General features: G+C 68.6%; 14 protein-coding genes. 13 read left to right on the top strand and 1 reads right to left on the bottom strand.

All coding sequences use genetic code 11. The features are described from left to right. Window positions 1-16 precede the first annotated feature (16 nt). The 3 genes from E0H75_RS10965 to E0H75_RS10975 are packed head-to-tail and all read left to right on the top strand — an operon-like array spanning window position 17 to window position 2,875. Window positions 17-1,030 (top strand): Gfo/Idh/MocA family protein, encoded by a 1,014-nt coding sequence (locus E0H75_RS10965; protein WP_131513402.1) that lies wholly within the window; start codon window positions 17-19, stop codon window positions 1,028-1,030. Then, entirely contained in the window at window positions 1,027-2,028 is a 1,002-nt protein-coding gene (locus E0H75_RS10970; protein WP_202872956.1) for a Gfo/Idh/MocA family protein, read from the top strand. The genes E0H75_RS10965 and E0H75_RS10970 overlap by 4 nt, the downstream gene beginning before the upstream one ends. 1 nt (window position 2,029) lies before the next feature. Beyond that, window positions 2,030-2,875, top strand: a complete 846-nt coding sequence (locus E0H75_RS10975; RefSeq protein ID WP_165553624.1) for a Gfo/Idh/MocA family protein — start codon at window positions 2,030-2,032, stop codon at window positions 2,873-2,875. 55 nt (window positions 2,876-2,930) lie between these two features. On the opposite strand, the gene E0H75_RS10980 is transcribed toward E0H75_RS10975, so the two are convergent. Next, complete coding sequence (locus tag E0H75_RS10980; RefSeq protein WP_131513404.1) at window positions 2,931-3,215, bottom strand: hypothetical protein; 285 nt, start codon at window positions 3,213-3,215, stop codon at window positions 2,931-2,933. A 137-nt stretch (window positions 3,216-3,352) separates the two neighbouring features. Between E0H75_RS10980 and E0H75_RS10985 the strand changes: the two genes are divergently transcribed. The 10 genes from E0H75_RS10985 to E0H75_RS11030 all read left to right on the top strand — a co-directional run bounded on the left by E0H75_RS10985 (window position 3,353) and on the right by E0H75_RS11030 (window position 19,116). Then, window positions 3,353-5,068: a thiamine pyrophosphate-binding protein gene (locus E0H75_RS10985; RefSeq protein WP_202872957.1), complete on the top strand. Its 1,716-nt coding sequence runs from the start codon at window positions 3,353-3,355 to the stop codon at window positions 5,066-5,068. Between the two features lie 25 nt (window positions 5,069-5,093). Then, window positions 5,094-6,320: a formyl-CoA transferase gene (frc, locus tag E0H75_RS10990; RefSeq protein WP_131513405.1), complete on the top strand. Its 1,227-nt coding sequence runs from the start codon at window positions 5,094-5,096 to the stop codon at window positions 6,318-6,320. Between the two features lie 37 nt (window positions 6,321-6,357). Continuing rightward, entirely contained in the window at window positions 6,358-8,502 is a 2,145-nt protein-coding gene (locus E0H75_RS10995; protein ID WP_131513406.1) for an acetate--CoA ligase family protein, read from the top strand. A gap of 101 nt (window positions 8,503-8,603) precedes the next feature. Next, window positions 8,604-10,103 (top strand): Nramp family divalent metal transporter, encoded by a 1,500-nt coding sequence (locus E0H75_RS11000; protein ID WP_131513407.1) that lies wholly within the window; start codon window positions 8,604-8,606, stop codon window positions 10,101-10,103. Window positions 10,104-10,105: 2 nt separating this feature from the next. Beyond that, window positions 10,106-10,648 carry a hypothetical protein gene (locus tag E0H75_RS11005; RefSeq protein ID WP_131513408.1) on the top strand — a complete coding sequence of 181 codons (543 nt, stop codon included), beginning with the start codon at window positions 10,106-10,108 and terminating at the stop codon, window positions 10,646-10,648. A 276-nt stretch (window positions 10,649-10,924) separates the two neighbouring features. Then, the gene (locus E0H75_RS44600; protein ID WP_272948900.1) at window positions 10,925-13,327 is read left to right on the top strand and encodes a helix-turn-helix transcriptional regulator; all 2,403 of its coding nucleotides are present in this window, start codon (window positions 10,925-10,927) and stop codon (window positions 13,325-13,327) included. Window positions 13,328-13,345: 18 nt separating this feature from the next. After that, entirely contained in the window at window positions 13,346-14,827 is a 1,482-nt protein-coding gene (locus E0H75_RS11015; RefSeq protein WP_131513409.1) for a cytochrome ubiquinol oxidase subunit I, read from the top strand. After that, complete coding sequence (locus E0H75_RS11020) at window positions 14,824-15,864, top strand: cytochrome d ubiquinol oxidase subunit II (protein WP_131513410.1); 1,041 nt, start codon at window positions 14,824-14,826, stop codon at window positions 15,862-15,864. Before E0H75_RS11015 ends, E0H75_RS11020 begins: the two co-directional genes overlap by 4 nt. A 64-nt stretch (window positions 15,865-15,928) precedes the next feature. Further along, window positions 15,929-17,788, top strand: a complete 1,860-nt coding sequence (locus tag E0H75_RS11025) for a glycoside hydrolase family 15 protein (protein ID WP_131513411.1) — start codon at window positions 15,929-15,931, stop codon at window positions 17,786-17,788. Further along, window positions 17,785-19,116: an NAD(P)/FAD-dependent oxidoreductase gene (locus E0H75_RS11030; RefSeq protein ID WP_131513412.1), complete on the top strand. Its 1,332-nt coding sequence runs from the start codon at window positions 17,785-17,787 to the stop codon at window positions 19,114-19,116. Before E0H75_RS11025 ends, E0H75_RS11030 begins: the two co-directional genes overlap by 4 nt. Window positions 19,117-19,122: the final 6 nt, after the last annotated feature.

Below are 19,122 nucleotides of genomic sequence, written 5' to 3' on the forward strand. Positions count from 1 at the left end.
AAGGTTGACTCGGTCCATGCCCGCACCCCTCCGGCTGGCCGTGATCGGCGCCGCGCACGCCCATGTCAGGTACGCGCTGGACGAGGTGACACTGCGCGAGGATCTCGTCCTGGTCGCCGTCGCGGATCCAGATCCGGCGACGGCGGGCCGGTACGCCGCTGAGTTCGGCGTACCGGCGTACGACGATCACCGGCGGCTGCTCGACGAACTGCGGCCCGAGGTCGTCATGATCGCCGGCGTCTACGCGGACCGGGCCGAGGCGATTGTGGACTCGCTCCACGCCGGCGCGCACGTGCTGGCCGACAAGCCTCTCTGTACGACGCTCGCCGAGCTCGACGCGATCGAGGCCGCTCAGCACGAGACCGGCCGCTTCGTCTGCCTGCTGCTGGAGAAGCGCAACTATCCCGAGACCCTGGCCGCTCGCGCGCTGCTGGCCGACGGCTCGTTGGGCGAGTTGGTGCAGGTCGCGTCGACCGGTCCGCACAAGCTCAACCGGCCCACCCGGCCGGACTGGTTCCTCACCAGGAAGGGGTACGGCGGGATCCTCGGCGATCTCGCCGTCCACGACATCGACCTCGTCCTGCTGCTGTCCGGAGCGTCCGAGGGAACGATCGCCGGGTTGGCGGACAGCACCGATCCCGAGTTCGCGCTGCACGGTTCGCTGCTGCTCGGAGCCGGTCCGGTCGTCGCGACGATCGAGGTCAACTGGCTGACGCCCGCCGCATCGCCGTACCACGGTGACTACCGGATGCGACTCACCGGCACCGGGGGCACGGCCGAGTTGTTCTGGGCGCAGAACAAGTTGCTCGCGGCAACCACTGACCGCCCGCCGTGGGAAGTGGAGCTGCCGCCCGGCCGGCGTCCGGCGGCCGAGGCGCTCGACGCCCTGTCGGCCGGCCTGGAGCCCGAGACCACTACGGCGGCAGGGTTCGTGGCGACGCGGGTCGCGCTGCTCGCCCAGCAGAGCGCCGACGCCGGTGGAGTCGTGCTGCCGTGGACCGACGGACAACAGAGAGGACAGGCCGGATGAAGTTCGCTGTGATGGGTGCCGGAGTCATCGGTGAGACCCATGCCCGCCTGATCACGTCCCTCCCCGAGGGCTCGGAGTTGGTCGCAGTCGTCGATGTGGAGGCGGAGCGGGCCGGGGCCCTGAGCAGCAAGTACGGCGGCGAGCCGATGACGGACCTGAAGCAGGCCTGCACCCGGCCGGACATCGACGCGGTCAGCATCTGCCTGCCCAGCGGATATCACGCCGACGCCGCCATCACCGCGCTCGAGGCGGGGAAGCACGTCATCGTGGAGAAGCCGATCGACGTGACGCTGGCAGCGGCTGACCGGCTGATCGATGCGGAGGAGCAGACCGGGCTGACCGTGGCCGTGATCAGTCAGCGCCGTTTCCAGCACGCTCCGGCCTTCATGCACCAAGCTGTCGCCGATGGCCGGCTTGGCCGGATCACCACGGGTATTGCCGAGTCGGCCTTCTGGCGTTCGCAGGAGTACTACGACTCCGGCGGCTGGCGGGGCACGGTCGCGCTCGACGGCGGCGGGGCCCTGATGAACCAGGGCATCCACGTGGTCGACCTGCTGCTGTGGATGCTGGGCGAGCCCGTCGAGGTACAGGCGTACAGCGACCGGCTCGCGCATGAGCGGATCGAAGTCGAGGACACGGTGGCGGCGACCGTGCGGTTCCGCAGTGGGGCGATCGGGTCGATCGTGGCCACCACGTCGGCGTACCCGGGCCGCCCGGTGCGCTTGTCCGTGTACGGCGACCGCGGCAGCGCGGTGATCGAGAACGACGACCTGATCGCCTTCGAAACTGCCGATGAGGAGCCGGCGGGGGAGGCAAGCGGGACCCGGTCGGTCGCCGACGCGCATCGGGATCAGTACCTCGACTTCATCGACGCGGTGCGCGACGGCCGCCCGCCGTCGATCGGTACGCGGGACGCCCGGCGTGCGCTCGAAGTGGTGCTCGGCATCTACGAATCCGCCCGGACCGGTGGTCCGGTCCAGCTCACCGGGAGAGACTGACGTGCGCATCGGCATCATCGGGACGGAGAACTCCCACGTCGACCACATCATCGACTACCTGAACGTCGAGCGGCGGGCCGGCGAGACCCGCGTCGTCGCGCTCTGTGGCGGCGCGAGCGAACGCAACGAGAAGCTCCGCGTCATCGGCCAGCTCGAGCGGCTCGTGGACGCACCGACGGACCTGCTGGGCCTGGTCGACGCCGTGATCATCACCGACCGGCACGGCGGTCTGCACCGCGACCACGCCGTACCGTTCCTGGCCGAAGGTCTGCCGGTGTTCGTGGACAAGCCGCTCGCCTGCAGTGAGGCCGACGCCCGGGCGATCGTTGCCGCGGCGCGCGAACACGATGCTCTGCTGACGTCGTCCTCGGCTGTCCGTTGGGTGCCGGACACTGACGCGCTGGCCGAGCAGGCGGTGTCGTTAGGTGCTCCGCAGACGGTGATCACCACCGGTCCGGCAGACCCGGGCAGTGAGTACGGCGGCATCTACTTCTACGGGATCCACCCGGTCGACGTCGCGCTCAGGCTCGCACCTGGGGCCGTCGGAGAGGTCAGCGTGGAACAGTTCGCCGACACGATCGTCGCCGGCGCCGACGTCGGTGGTGTCCGGGTCGTCGTGCAGTTCGTGCGACCGAGTTCGGACGGGCGGGTTCCGTTCCACGGTCTGGTCGTCGGGCGGCACGGTCTGGCGGCCCGCGAGCTCATCCTCGGCCCGTCGTACGTCGAACCAGGGCTGCGAGCGTTCCTGGAGATGGTGGAGACCCGCCGGCCGCCGATCGACTACGACGACCTGGTCCGGCCCATGCAGTTCCTCGATGCAGTCGTCGAGGCGATTCGCTCGCACTGATTCTGGCCGTCACAGCTCCGGGCCCCGCAGACACCGTCTGCGGGGCCCGGAGTCGTTACGGAGCGCGTCTGCCCGGGGCTCCGACTCCTTCGTGATCCACGTCCCCGGCTCCCCAGAGCCCGTGGTCGTAGTCACCGTCCGGAATCACTACCAGTTCCTGCCGGCCGGGTGCACCGACTTGCTGCTCGAGGCGGCGCAAGTCGGTCGAACACCGATCGAGATCGTCGAGCAGCCGCAGTACGTCGAGATGCGGGCCGAGCCGATTCCTCAACGCCATAAGGGTTTTCTCCAGCGCCAGAACCGCCTGACGGGTCGTGGCGAGTTCGTCGTGAATCGTCATCCCAGCCTCCTGGTGCCGAGCTCTGGACAACCACTATGGGCTGGGGTAAGACTACGACTACACCATACGGTATGCAATCTACAGACGAAGCTGTACCAACAAGCCGCACCCCGGCCCTTCCGAGGAGATGACTGCAGATGGCGCAGACAGTGTCGGAGACCCAACCAGCCGCCGACTCACCGAAGCCGGAGCCGGCGACGATCTCAGGTGGACACCTGGTCGCCAAGGCACTGAAGGCCGAGGGCATCGACGTGATCTTCACCCTGTGTGGCGGTCACATCATCGACATCTACGACGGCTGTGTCGACGAGGGCATCGCCGTCGTCGACGTCCGGCACGAGCAGGTCGCCGCGCACGCCGCGGACGGCTACGCGCGGGTGACCGGTAGGCCCGGCTGCGCGGTCGTCACCGCCGGCCCCGGTACGACGGATGCCGTCACCGGCGTCGCGAACGCCTTCCGTGCGGAGAGCCCGATGCTGCTGATCGGCGGCCAGGGCGCGCTGAACCAGCACAAGATGGGGTCCCTGCAGGACCTGCCGCACGTCGACATGATGACGCCGATCACCAAGTTCGCCGCGACCGTGCCGCACACCGCGCGGGCCGCGGACATGGTCTCGATGGCGTTCCGCGAGTGCTACAACGGCGCGCCCGGCCCGTCGTTCCTGGAGATCCCGCGCGACATCCTGGACAACTCGGTCCCGGTCGACTCGGCGACGGTCCCGGAGGCCGGTCACTACCGGGCCTCCACCAAGAGCATCGGCGACCCGGCGAACGTCGAGGCGCTGGCCGACCTGCTGGTCCGGGCCGAGAAGCCCGTCGTCCTGCTGGGCAGCCAGGTCTGGACGTCTCGCGGCAGCGACGCCGCAACCAAGTTCGCCCGCACGCTCGACATTCCGGTGTTCATGAACGGCTCGGCCCGCGGCACGCTGCCGCCCGGCGACCCGCACCACTTCCACCTGTCCCGGCGGTACGGGTTCAACAACGCCGACCTGATCCTGATCGTCGGTACGCCGTTCGACTTCCGGATGGGCTACGGCCGTCGGCTGCCGAAGAGCGCGACCGTGGTCCAGATCGACATGGACTACCGCACCGTCGGCAAGAACCGCGACATCGACCTCGGCCTGGTCGGCGACCCGGGCGCGATCCTGGCCGCGGTCACCCAGGCGGCGTCGGGCCGGGTCAAGAAGGTCGACCGCAAGCCCTGGTTCGCCGAACTGCGTGCCGAGGAGGACGCGGCGTACCAGAAGCGGCTGCCCCGGCAGCTGTCCGACGCGAACCCGATCCACCCGCTGCGGCTCGCGCACGAGATCAACGAGTTCCTCACCGAGGACTCGATCTACATCGGCGACGGCGGCGACATCGTCACCTTCTCCGGTGGCGTCGTCCAGCCGAAGTCGCCCGGCCACTGGATGGACCCGGGACCGCTCGGGACCCTCGGCGTCGGCATCCCGTTCGTCCTCGCGGCGAAGTACGCGCGGCCGGACAAGGAAGTGGTCGCACTGTTCGGTGACGGCGCCTTCTCCTTGACCGGCTGGGACTTCGAGACGCTGGTCCGCTTCAAGCTCCCGTTCGTCGGTGTCGTCGGCAACAACTCGTCGATGAACCAGATCCGCTACGGCCAGGAGGCCAAGTACGGCCACGACCGCGGCCGGATCGGCAACACGCTCGGCGACGTGAAGTACGACGAGTTCGCCAAGATGCTCGGCGGGTACGGCGAGGAGGTCCGCGACCCGAAGGAGATCGGGCCGGCCATGCAGCGGGCCCGCGAGTCCGGGCTGCCCTCGCTCATCAACGTGTGGGTCGACCCGGACGCGTACGCGCCCGGAACCATGAACCAGACGATGTACAAGTGATCGCACAAGTAGGGGAGGACTCCTTATGACCAAGGCCCTCGACGGGGTTCGCGTACTCGACATGACGCACGTGCAGTCGGGACCGTCCTGTACTCAGCTCCTCGCCTGGCTCGGCGCCGATGTGATCAAGCTCGAGGCGCCCACCGGCGACATCACCCGCCAGCAGCTGCGCGACATCCCCGACGTCGACAGCCTCTACTTCACGATGCTCAACTGCAACAAGCGCAGCATCACGCTGAACATGAAGTCCGACCGGGGCAAGGAGATCTTCACCGACCTGGTCAAGGACGCCGACGTCCTGGTGGAGAACTTCGCCCCCGGCGCGATCGACCGGATGGGCTTCACCTGGGACCGGCTGCAGCTGATCAACCCGAAGCTGGTCTACGCCTCGATCAAGGGCTTCGGCCCCGGCCGGTACGAGGACTTCAAGGCCTACGAGGTGGTTGCCCAGGCGATGGGCGGCGCGATGAGCACCACCGGGTTCGAGGACGGCCCGCCGACCGCCACCGGCGCGCAGATCGGTGACTCGGGGACCGGCATCCACCTGGTCGCCGGCATCCTGGCCGCGCTGCTCCAGCGGACCAACACCGGCAAGGGCCAGCGGGTGAGCGTGGCGATGCAGGAGGCCGTGCTCAACCTGACCCGGGTCAAGCTGCGCGACCAGCAGCGGCTCACGCACGGGCCGCTGCCCGAGTACCCGAACGACAACTTCGAGGACGAGGTACCGCGCTCCGGCAACGCCTCCGGTGGCGGCCAGCCCGGCTGGGCGCTGCGGTGCGCGCCGGGCGGGCCGAACGACTACATCTACGTGATCGTGCAGCCGCCCGGCTGGGCCCCGATCGCGAACCTGATCGGCAAGCCGGAACTGGCCGACGACCCGGACTGGGCGACGCCGGCCGCGCGGCTGGACAAGCTCGACAAGATGTTCGCGCTGATCGAGCAGTGGACCGAGCAGCACACGAAGTTCGAGGTGATGGACAAGCTCAACGCCCTGAACGTGCCGTGCGGGCCGATCATGTCGACCCGTGAGCTGATCGAGGACGAGACGCTGGCCGAGCTCGGCGCCGTGGTCGAGGTGAAGCACCCGCAGCGGGGCAGCTTCAAGACCGTCGGCTGCCCGCTCAAGCTGTCCGACTCCCCGGTCCAGGTCGAGGCCTCGCCCGGTCTCGGCGAGCACAACTCCGTCGTCTACGGATCGCTCGGCATCGACACCGCCGAGCTCGAGGAACTCAAGGCAGCCGGCGTCATCTGACGCCGACCTCTCCCCGCATCCCTGAAGGAGCGCAGGCATGACCTATGACAAGGCAGCAGTCCGAACCATCCTCGACCAGGCTCTGGCGGACGGCCGCACCTCTCTGGGCGCGCCCGAGGCCAAGCTGGTCGCGGACGCGTACGGCATCCCGACGCCGGGTGAGGGGCTGGCCACGACTGCCGAGGGAGCCGCCGGTCTCGCGGCCGAGATCGGTTTCCCCGTCGTGCTGAAGATCGTCTCGCCGGACATCCTGCACAAGACCGATGCCGGTGGCGTGGTCGTCGGCGTCGACAGTGCCGAGGCGGCCAAGGCGGCGTACGAGAAGATCATCGCCAACGCCAAGGCCTACCAGACCGACGCGGAGATCGTCGGTGTGCAGGTGCAGAAGATGCTGGTCACCGGCGGCGACGTGCAGGAGGTCATCGTCGGCGCGGTCACCGACCAGACGTTCGGCAAGGTGGTCGCGTTCGGGCTGGGCGGCGTCCTGGTCGAGGTACTCAAGGACGTCACCTTCCGGCTCGCGCCGCTGACCGGCGCCGAGGCCCGGGCGATGGTCGACGGGATCGGTGCGCACGAGATGCTGAACGGCGTCCGCGGCGCGAAGCCGGTCGACAAGGACGCGGTGGCGGACCTGATCCAGCGGCTGTCGGACCTGGTCAACGACTTCCCGCAGTTCGCCGAGGTGGACCTGAACCCGGTGCTGGCCGGGCCGGACGGTGCCACCGCGGTGGACTTCCGGATCATCGTGGACGCCGAGGCCGGCAAGCCGGTCGAGCGGTACAGCCAGGAGGAGATCCTGACCGCGATGACGCGGATCATGAAGCCGCGTGCGGTGGCCGTGATCGGGGCGTCGAACGAGACCGGCAAGATCGGCAACTCGGTGATGAAGAACCTGGTCAACGGCGGGTACGCCGGGGACATCTACCCGGTCAACCCCAAGGGTGGCGAGGTACTCGGGCTGAAGGCGTTCCCGAGCATCACCGACATCCCCGGCGACGTCGACGTCGCGGTGTTCGCGGTCCCGGCCAAGTTCGTCGCCGGTGCCCTCGAGCAGTGCGGCCAGAAGGGCGTCGCGGGCGCGATCCTGATCCCGTCCGGGTTCGCCGAGACCGGCGAGCAGGAACTGCAGGACGAGGTCGTTGCCATCGCCAAGAAACACGACGTGCGGATTCTCGGCCCGAACATCTACGGCTACTACTACCTGCCGGAGAGCCTCTGCGCGACGTTCTGTACGCCGTACGACGTCCGCGGCAGTGTGGCGCTGTCGTCACAGTCGGGCGGTATCGGGATGGCGATCCTGGGCTTCAGCCGGTCCAGCCGGATGGGCGTCTCCGCGATCGTTGGGGTAGGCAACAAGGCCGACATCGACGAGGATGACCTCCTGACGTTCTTCGAGAGCGACGACAACACCAACCTGATCGCCATGCACCTGGAGGATTTGAAGGACGGCCGGGCGTTCGCCGAGACGGCGGCCCGGGTGTCGAAGAAGAAGCCGGTCGTCGTCCTGAAGGCCGGCCGCACCGACCTGGGCGCGCGGGCCGCGAGTTCGCACACCGGCGCGCTGGCCGGCAACGACAAGGTGTACGACGACATCCTGCGACAGAGCGGTGTGGTCCGGGCCCCAGGGCTGAACGAGATGCTCCAGTACGCCCGTGGCATCCCGCTGCTGCCGACGCCGAAGGGCGAGAACGTCGTCATCATCACCGGCGCGGGCGGTTCCGGCGTACTGCTCTCGGATGCCTGTGTCGACGCGCGCCTGACCCTGATGGACATCCCGGCCGACCTGGACGCGGCGTTCCGCAAGTTCATCCCGCCGTTCGGTGCCGCCGGCAACCCGGTCGACATCACCGGTGGCGAGCCGCCGTCGACGTACCGCAACACGATCGCGCTCGGCCTGGAGGACGAGCGGATCCACTCGCTCATCCTGGGCTACTGGCACACGATCGTGACGCCGCCGATGGTGTTCGCGAAGCTGGTCGCCGAGGTGGTGGAGGAGTATCGCGCCAAGGGCATCGACAAGCCGGTGGTGGCCTCACTGTCCGGTGACGTCGAGGTCGAGGAAGCAAGTCAGTACCTGTTCGACCACGGAGTGGTCGCCTACCCGTACACCACCGAGACACCGGTCCAGGTGCTCGGTGCGAAGTACCGCTGGGCCCGCAACGCCGGGCCGCTCGGTTCCTGAAAGTCCCCAACCTGTTCGGAGGAAGCCGGTGATGCTGTTGGTCAGGGGGGAGTGCACGGGGGAGCGTCAAGCCAAGCTGGCGTCGATCTAAGGAGTCCGCCTTGGACGTCACAAGCAAGACCTCAGAAGTACCTGAAGAGCCGGCCGGCACGGCCGTCACCGAAAAGGTCTGGAAGGCCGGCCGGCTCGAACCGATGCCGATCCGGAAGCTTCCGGACGCACCACCGTCCATGCACATCCTCGGACCGACCGTGTTCCTGGTCGCGCTGGGCGTGGGCATGGGTGAGTCCTACATGTGGCCCCGCCTGGTGCTGGTGTTCGGCCCGGACATCCGCTGGTTGTTCCTGGTCGGCGTCACGCTGCAGGCTTTCGTGCTGCTGGAGATGGCCCGGTACGCGATGGCGACCGGGGAGAGCATCTTCTTCGGCGCGGCGCGGGTCTTCAAACCGATGATGTGGTTCTTCTACGTCGCGGCGATCCTGATCTATATGTGGCCCGGGCATCTGTCGGCCGGGGCCGCAGCTTTCGAGGAGATCACCGGCATACCCTGGCAGGTCACCGCGTGCGTGGCTCTGGTGTTCGTCGGTGTGCTGTTCAGTCTGCTGTCGGTGATCTACAACTTCCTCGAGAAACTCCTCGGCCTGCTGATCGGCCTGCTGGTCGTCGGTACGTCGGTGATCGCGGCGATCGTGGGCAACTGGGACGATCTGGGCCAGACCCTGCAGGGCATGTTCGCGTTCGGGTTCTTCCCGGAGAAGGCACTGTCCGAGGCCTGGTTCCCGATCGTGGTCGGTTCGATCGCGTTCGCCGGTCCGTCCGGTATGCAGCAGATGTGGTACACGCTGCAGTTGCGCGACAGCGGTGCGGCGATGGGGTCGCACATCCCGAAGATCCGTGGTCTGCGCTCGGCCGACCAGGCCGAGTCGATGCCGTCGCGGGGCTTCATGTTCGACACCGAGGACCCGGCCGAGATGCAGAAGTGGAAGGGGTGGCGCAAGTGGGTCACCTTCGACGCCCTGCTGCTGTTCTGGGGCATCACCATGCTGGTCACGATCTCGTTCACCGTGCTGGCCATGTCGGCGGCCCGGACGAACCCGGACGTGGCCAGTCTGATCGAGGGCGGTGACCGCGACGCCGCGCTGTCGGCGATGTCGGACGCGTTCGCGTCGGCCGGCAGCCCGATCCTGGGCACGCTGTTTTTCGCCTTCATCGCGCTGATCGGGCTGAACGCGACCCTGGGTCTGTTCGACTCGTTCTCCCGCGGTCAGGCCGACATGACGTACTACTTCGTGCCGGGGGCCAAACGGTTCTCGATGTCGAAGCTGTACGCCGGGTTCCTGTGGGGCGTGATCACGTTCGGCATCCTGATCCTGCTGTTCGGTCCGGCCGACGGCCCGGCCGGGATCCTGGACATCCTCGCCTTCTTGTCCACGTTCGCGATGGGTGCCTACTGCATCGTGTTGCTCCTGGTGAACAACAAGCTGCTGCCCAAACCGATCCGGCCCGGGCCGGTGCGCAACGTGATCATCGGGTTCGGCGCGGTGTTCTATCTCGGCATGCTGTTCTACAGCCTGATCCGCTTCGGTGTGGTTGTGAGCTGACCATGACACAGACAGCTGATCTGAAGCAGCTCGCGGAGTTCTCGGTGCCGGCCGTCTCGGTGGGTGCCGCAGCCGGAGTGATCGCCGGAGGGTTGGCCGCGTTCGTCGGCCAGCCCTTCGGCTGGGCGGTGGCGACCGGGCTCGGCCTGGGCGTCCCGCTGATGCTCTTCGGCGCCGGGTACGCCGTTCTGATGGGCACGGGCAAGATCCCCGCCGGGGTGTTCGCACCGGCGGCGGTCTACTGGGTGATCGCCTTCCCGCTCTCTCTGCTGGTGCATTCCGTCGTGACCGAATGGGTGGTGACCGGTACGCCGGGCCTGCCGCCGGAACCGTGGAAGTTCCTCGCGTTCCGGGCCCTGGTCAGTATGGGCTTCGCGATCGGCTTCCTGTGGATGCACGAGCAGATCGGGCGGCACTGGTGGCCGCACATCCTGGAACGCAACATCTACGCACGGCGGACGGTGGAGCAGTACTCCCATCTCGCCGCCGCGCTCGAGGCACGCAAGGCCGCGACGGGGCGTGGTCGCAAGAAGCGTGTCGCCTGAAGAGTTCCCCGCCGGTAGCCCGCAACCAGTCTCTGGTTGCGGGCTACCGTTTTCTGCGCACCCGGTCCAGGACGCCTGATTCCGGTTTCACCCCATCGGGGCGATGCCGGGCGTCTGCCGGTAACCCCACAGTCGAAGAAGGGACAGGGGTCGCACCGTCCACTTCTTGCCGGACGGTGCGGAGCAGGCTGTGCGGGAGGGGGCCCCGGCATGAGGGTGGATTTGCGGGCGGAGCGTATCGGATCGCGCACTGCGGGTGGGTCCGCGCTGAGATCCGTGATCGAGCCGGCCATTCCGCCCAGCCGGATCCGTCCGCCGGCACCGCCCTTCCGCGTCGTCCAGCGGCCACGGTTGCTCGACCGCATCTCGCGGGCTGTCCGGGAGGCTCCGCTGACACTGGTCAGCGCACCGGCCGGGTTCGGCAAGACGGTCCTGACCGCGGCGTGGGCCAGGAGCCACCGACAGGCACAGGTGGCCTGGCTCTCACTGGCCGACCGCGACGAGACCTTCGTCCCGGATGTTCGCTGCGCGCTCGCCGACGCGGGCGTCGCGAACGCCGGCGGTCCGAAGAGTGCGGGCCTCGACGCGCTCGCCGAGCAGTTGCTGCTTGCTGACGGACCGGTAGTTCTCGTGCTCGATGGCGCCGAACGGGTATGCCAGCCGTTGGTCTTCGAACAGTTGGACCGGCTGCTCGACACGACCGGGGACCGGCTCCGGGTCCTGATGACGACCCGGGTGGATCCGCCGCTGCCGTTGCACCGGTACAGGCTGGAGGGCACGCTCGCTGAGCTCCGGTCCGACGACCTTGCCTTCACCGGTCCAGAAGTCGATGCGTTGCTCGGCGTCCACGACATCACCCAGCCGGAGGCAGCCCGGGACGTGCTCGACCGGACCGAGGGCTGGGCGGCCGGCGTCCGGCTGGCAGCGCTGGCACTCCGTGCCGGTGACCACCGAAACCTGCCGGCGGGGTTCTCGACCGACTACCTGGCCGCGGAGGTGTTCGGTGATCTCGCCGCGGACGATCGCGACTTCCTGCTCAGGATCAGCCTGGTCGACGACCTCGTCCCGGAGCTCGGTGCCGCGCTGACGGACCGCCCGGACGCGGACGAGGTGCTGCAGCGGATGGCAATCGGCAACACCTTCGTCCAACCGGTGCCCGGACGCGCCGGTCACTACCGGATCCACCCGCTCTTCCGTGCATTCCTTCGCAGCAAACTGGACCGCACGCTGCCCTCCGCAATCGGCAACCTGCAGCGGCGGGCCGCGGACTGGTACGGCGCGAACGGCCGAATGCTGCAGGCCGTCAGGCACGCCACCGAGACGGGGGACTGGGAACGTGCCGCCGGCTTTGTCGTCGACGGGCTGGGCGTCGGAGACCTGCTGCTGCCGACGCGGATTGACTCCGAGCTGGCCCGCTGCCTGTCGGCGATGCCAGACCTGGACTCCGCAAACGTCCAACTCGTTCGCGCCGCGATTGCAGTCGCGGACCATGATGTCGCTGCGGCCGCGGAATGCCTTGCGCACTGTGCAGTGGATCCGCCGGTCAGCAGCGGTTGGCCTGTGTCGGCCGCCGTCGTGACCACGCTGATGCACCACAGGTCCGGCAGCATCGACCAGACCTTGCTCGCCGCGCGTGCGGCGCGGGAGGAACTGGCAGCGCACGGGAACGCCGTACTGAAAGCGCTGGTTGTGAGTGCGGAGGGCACGACGTACCTCCGCGGCGGCGACCTCGACCTCGCGTGTGCTGTGCTCGCCGACGCGGTCCGGACAGCCGCCGCGGGTGACCGCGAGGATCTCCGGTTGCGGTGCCTTGCCACGCTGGCGCTTGCCGAGGCCTGCCGTGGGCATCTGTCCCGCGCACAAGCGCTCGCGGACACCGCCGAGCGACTCGCCGCAGAGTCTGTCGCCGCGGCGGAGCGTCCCGCCGCAACACATCTGGCCCACTTGTGGGTGGCGCTCGAACGTCAGGACCTCGCCCGGGCCCAGCATTCCCTCGACCGCGCTCGCCGGCTCCCCGAGACGCAGGACGACAGCCTGCTGAGCGCAGTGTCCTGGCTGTTGCGCGTCCGGCTGTTGCGGGACCGGGGCGACCGGGTCGGTGCCCGGTGTGCGTTGAGGAACCCGGAACCGCCGGACAGCTGGCTGCGCGGATCCATTGCGGCCGAAGCGGCGGGTGTCGGCCTGGACCTGGCGGGGCCGAACGACGTGATCCGTCACCGGACGACGACCGCGTCGCAGCGGGTGCAGGAACTCCTGGATCACGCGCAGGCCGAATGGCTCGCGGGGAATGTCCGCGGTGGCCGGTCCTGGGTCGCCAAGGCGTTGCTGCTGGCTCGCGGCGAGCGGATCCGCCGTCCGTTCAGGCACACCCCGGAGCGGCTCCAGGCGGTCATCCGCAACGATGCCGGCCTGCGCTCGCTGGCCGGCTGGTTGCGACCGGGCCAGACCACGGACCCGGATCCGGCGGACGACCCGGCAGCGGTCTTCGAGGAACTGTCGGAGCGGGAGCTCGACGTACTGCGGTTGCTCGCGACGCTGCGCACCACCTACGAGATCAGCGCCGAGTTGTTCATCTCGGTCAACACCGTGAAGACGCACGTCCGGAACATCCTGCGGAAACTCTCGGTGTCGAGCCGCAACGACGCCGTCCGCCGGGCTTGGGATCTCGACCTGATCTGACCGATCAAGGAGGCTCGGATGATCGTGGGGGAGAGCGTCGCCGGCCTGGTTGTCGCGGCCGCCGTCAACCCGGTCCCGTGGGCCCGCGCGCAGATGGCGTTCACGCTCGCCTTCCACATCATCCTGGTGCCGCTCGGGGTGTCCTGGGCGTTCATGACACTGATCGCCAACTACCGCGGGATCAGGCGAGCCGACCACGACGCGCTGGTGCTGGCGCAACGGTGGTCGAAGTACATGGCTGTGACGTTCGCCGTCGGTGCGGTGACCGGGACCGTGCTGAGCTTCGAGTTCGGGCTGCTCTGGCCGCGGTTCATGGGCGTCTACGGCGATGCGTTCGGCATCCCGTTCGCCTTCGAGGGGCTGTTCTTCTTCACCGAGGCGATCTTCGTCGCGATCTACATCTTCGGCTGGCGCCGGCTGCGACCGTGGCCGCACTTCTGGACCGGCGTGCCGATCGTGATCGCCGGCATCTTCGGCTCGATCTCGGTGGTCGCGGCGAACGCGTGGATGAACGCGCCGGCCGGCTTCACGATGGACGCGAACGGCGAGATCACCAAGGTCGAGCCGCTCGAGGTGATCTTCAACGACGCGATGCCGTTGCAGGCCGCGCACATGCTGATCGCCGCGTACCTCGTCGGCGGGTTCCTGGTCGCGTCGGTGTACGCGACCGGGATCCTGCGCGGCCGCGACGACCGGTACCACCGGATCGGGTTCACCATCGCGTTCACGGTCGCCGCGATCATGACGCCGATCCAGATGGGGGTCGGCGACGCGCTGGCCCGGTGGGTCTACAACAACCAGCCGGTGAAGTTCGCCGCGATCGAGTTGGTGCCGACGACGTCTTCCGACGTACCGGAGACGTTGCTCGGCCGGCTCAACGCCGACGGGACGATCTCCGGCGGCATCCCGATCCCAGGGCTTGCGTCCTGGCTGTCGGATCCGAGCAGCGGCCGGTCGACCGTCGTCCAGGGCCTGGACACCGTGCCGGTCGACGAACGGCCGACGATCCGCGAGACGAACACGGTCCACCTGGCGTGGGACGTCATGGTCGGCCTCGGTACGGCGCTGTTCCTGCTCTCGGTCTGGTACGGCCTGACCTGGCTCTTCCGCCGCAGGATGCCCCGGAGCAGATGGTTCCTGCGCGCCGCGGCCTGCTCCGGCGTCCTGGCTGTGATCACGATGGAGGCGGGCTGGATCGTCACCGAGGTCGGCCGGCAGCCGTGGATCGTCTACAACCGGATGAAGGTCGAGGAGGCCGCGACCGCCAACGCCGGCGTCTGGATCACCTTCATCGGTGTCTTCCTGCTCTACGCCGCGCTCGGTGTGACGACGATCCTGGTACTGCGGGGGATGAGCCGGCGCTTCCGCCGGGCGGGCGGTTTCGTCGACGGTGACACGCCGTACGGCCCCACGCCGGAGGCTGCCGCGGAGGACGGCCAGGAGGAGGGGCAGGAACAGGTCGGCCTGGAGACCGCGGTGGTCGAGGAGCGGGCGCCGTGAGTACGGCGATCGCGGTCGTGCTCCTGATCGCCCTGGCGGCGTACGCCGTGTTCGGTGGAGCGGACTTCGGTGCCGGATTCTGGGACCTGACCGCGGGCGGACCCGAGCGCGGCGCGGAACCGCGCGCGGTGATCGAGCGGTCGATCGGTCCGGTCTGGGAGGCGAACCATGTCTGGTTGATCTTCATCTTCGTCGTCACCTGGTCCGCCTTCCCGGCGGCCTACCAGTCGATCATGCTGACGTTGTTCGTCCCGCTCACCCTGGCCGCGCTCGGGATCGTCCTGCGCGGCGCGAGTTTCGCCTTTCGGAAGTCGGTGGGGACGCTGAGGTTCCGGCGGGTCTTCGGCGGTGCCTTCGCCCTGTCGTCGGTGCTCGTGCCGTTCTTCCTGGGTGCGACCGCAGGTGGCATCGCGTCCGGGCACGTGCCATCCGGTGGCGAGGCCGGCGACCCGGTGGACAGTTGGCTGAACCCGACGTCTCTGGTGACCGGAGTGCTCGCGGTCGTGCTGGCGGCGTACCTGGCGGCCGTGTATCTCGTCTGGGACGCTCGGCGCTTGCGGGAGTACACGATGGGCGAGTACTTCCGCCGCCGGGCCTTGGCGAGTGCGATCGTCGCGGCCGTGGTCGCGGTGGCCGGTCTGGCCGTCCTGAACGCCAAGGCGTCGCATGTCTTCGACGGCTTGATGTCGAGAGCCCTTCCGAGCCTGATCCTCAGTGTGCTGTGCGGATCGGGCGCGCTGGTGCTGTTGATGCGGTACGCGGGTCGTGGTGCGCGGCTTCTCGCCGTCCTCGCGGTGGCCGGAATCATCATCAGCTGGGGCATCGCCCAGTGGCCGTACCTCCTGCCGGAGAGCCTGACCGTCTCGGGGGCTGCCGCTCCCCACGGCACGCTGGTGACGTTGCTCGTGGCAGCAGGACTGGCCGTCGTGATCGTCGTACCTGGTTTCGTCCTGCTCTACGTGCTCGACCAGCGCGCACTGCTCCCCGAGGAGGGGACCGAGGACGTCGGTGACCGTCCAATCACCTCCGGCGGGTGATTCGTCGTTCCGTTCGACCGGTCGATGGTGGAGGTAGGCCCGCGACTGCGAAGGAGCCCCGGCCATGACCTCGACCTCACCGTTCCCCCCGATCGCCGACTACGCATTCCTGTCGAACTGCCACACCGGCGCGCTGGTCGCTCCGGACGGATCGGTCGACTGGCTGTGCACGCCCTCGTTCGACGCGCCGAGTACGTTCGGCAACCTGCTGGACCGGGGCGCCGGGTCGTTCCGGTTCGGTCCGTTCGGCATCAACCAGCCGACCGCACGGATCTATGTGCCGGGCACGAACGTCATGACGACCACGTGGCATACCCCGGCCGGCTGGCTGCTGGTCCACGACGCGCTGACGATGGGTCCGTCGCACGGCCCCGACCTGGTCACCCCGCACACCCGCCCGCCGGCCGACGACGACGCCGATCACATGCTGGTGCGAACCGTCGAGTGCCTCGACGGCTCGGTCGAGATCGAACTCGTCTGCGAACCCGCGTTCGACTACGGCCGGGTCCCGGCCGAGTGGACGATGGCCGGCGACAGCTCGCACGCCGCGGACGCGTCCGGAGCCGGCCAGACGTTCCGGCTGAGTACGGACATGCTGATCGGGATCGAGGGCGGCTCGGCCCGGGCCCGGCACGTCATCTCCAAGGGAGAGAAGGCGTACTGCGCCCTGTCCTGGGCCGACGGACTCGCGTCACCGGCGGACCTGGCCGACGCGGAGGCACGCATCGCCGCGACGATCAGGTTCTGGCGCAACTGGCTGTCCCGGGCCCGGATCCCCGACCACCGCTTCCGGCATCCGCTGGAACGCTCGGCGCTCACGATCAAGGGCCTGACCTACATGCCGACCGGAGCGACGGTCGCGGCGCTCACCACCTCGTTGCCGGAGACACCGGGTGGCGAACGCAACTGGGACTACCGCTACACGTGGATCCGCGACACCACGTTCACGTTGCAGGCGCTGCACTACCTCAACCTGGACTGGGAGGCCGACGAATTCATGCAGTTCGTCGCCGACCTGCAGCCGAACCCGGACGGTGCACTGCAGATCATGTACGGCATCGACGGGCGCCGCGACCTGGCCGAGTCGATCCGTGACGACCTCACCGGCTACGAAGGTGCCAGCCCGGTGCGGATCGGCAACGGCGCCTTCGACCAACGGCAGAACGACGTGTTCGGGGCAGTGCTGGACTCGGTGCTGCTGCACACCGTTCGGAGCAAGCGGCTGCCGCGCCGGCTCTGGCCTCTGGTCCAGTCGCAAGCGCAGTGCGCCATCGCGTCCTGGCGCGATCCCGACCAGGGCATCTGGGAGGCCCGCGGCAAACCCCAGCACTACGTCTCCTCGAAGCTGATGGGCTGGGTGGCGCTGGACCGTGCGTCCAAGCTGGCCCGGATCCGCAACGAGGAGGACCTCGCCGAGCTGTGGGCGAAGACGGCCGACGAGATCCGCGCCGACATCCTCGAGCACGGAGTGAGCGACCGCGGTGTGCTGCGGCAGCACTACGAGACCGACGCGCTGGATGCGTCGATCCTGCTGGCTCCGCTGTTCGGCTTCCTGCCGGCCACGGACGAACGGATGCGGGCGACGGTCGAGGCGATCGACACCGAGCTGACCGAGAACGGGTTCGTGCTGCGCTACAAGACCGACGAGACCGACGACGGTCTGTCCGGCAAGGAGGGCACGTTCCTGATCTGCTCGTTCTGGCTGGTCTCCGCGCTCGCGATGATCGGCGAGCTCGACCGCTCCCGCAGCCAGTTGGAGCGGCTGCTGCGCATTCAGTCTCCGCTCGGCCTGTACGCCGAGGAGTACGAAGTGGACCGGGCCCGGCACCTGGGCAACTTCCCGCAGGCGTTCTCGCATCTCGCCCTGATCGGGGCGGCCGGCCGGATCATCCTGGCCGACTTCCGGGAGGAGCTGTCACTGTGACCACGCAGGGGGAGACCCCGCACGTCGTCGTACTCGGCGGCGGGCTGGCCGGGGTCGCCTGCGCACACCGCCTCGGCGACGAAGGCGTCCGGGTCACGCTGGTCGACCGCAACGACTACCACCAGTTCCAGCCGTTGCTCTATCAGGTCGCGACGTCGCAGCTTCCGGCCGAGGACATCGCGCGGCCGCACCGGACCATCTTCCGCGACCATCCGACCGTACGGATCCACACCGCCGATGTCGCGGAGATCGACGCCGAGAACCTCGCTCTGACACTGTCCGACGGCGATCGGATCAGCGGCTCGCACCTGGTCATCGCGGCCGGCGCGCGACCGGAGTATTTCGGGGTCCCAGGCGCCGCCGAGCACGCGTTCGCCCTGTACTCCGTCGCCGACGCCGAGCGGTTGCGGCGGCACCTGCAGTCCACGATCCGCTCCACCGATCCAGACGGGGGCGCCTTCGATGTCGTCGTGGTCGGGGGCGGTCCGACCGGAGTCGAGATCGCCGGCGCGCTCACTGAACTCATGACCGCACTGGTGGCCACGGAACGGATTTCGACGCCGGGGAAGATCACCGTGGTCGACCGAGGTCACGCCTTGCTCGGTGCGTTCTCGGACAAGTCGCACGACTACGCGCACGAGCGACTCACCCGGCAAGGCGCCGAACCGCGACTGGGGACAGGAGTGGCCGCGGTGCACGCGGACCGGGTCGAGTTCGACGACGGGTCGGCGATCGGCACCCGGACCGTCATCTGGGGTGGCGGCGAGTCGGCCGCTTCGGTGGTGGGAAGTGCGACCGGACTGACCACCGGTCGCGGCGGGCGGATCGACGTACAGCCTGACCTCACCGTGGACGGGCATCCGCAGGTCTACGCGATCGGCGACGTCGCGAACATCCCCGCCAAGGACGGCACGATCCTGCCGCAACTGGGCTCGGTCGCGCAGCAGTCCGGTACGTGGGCCGCCGACAACATCCTGCGTGAGTTGCACGGCGACAAGGCCAAGCCGTTCCACTACAAGGACAAGGGCATCATGGCGATGATCGGCCGGAACGCGGCCGTCGCCGAGGTCGGCCGGCACCGGCACCAGATGGAGGGCCCACTCGCGTTCGCCGCCTGGCTCGGCGTGCACGCGATGCTGCTGAGCGGTGCGCACAGCAAGGCCGACGCGTTCATGTCCTGGGCCTGGGACTACTTCGACCGTGACCACGCGGCGACCGTTGAATGGTCCACCGCGCCGCAGCGGATCGCCTGGGGTGACGAGTCCGCCGATGTCCCGCACATCATCGTCGACCGAGGCGACTCGACCACATCGGCCGGCAGCAACTGAGGAGAA

This window comes from Kribbella capetownensis (genome assembly GCF_004331485.1).
GTDB lineage: Bacteria > Actinomycetota > Actinomycetes > Propionibacteriales > Kribbellaceae > Kribbella > Kribbella capetownensis.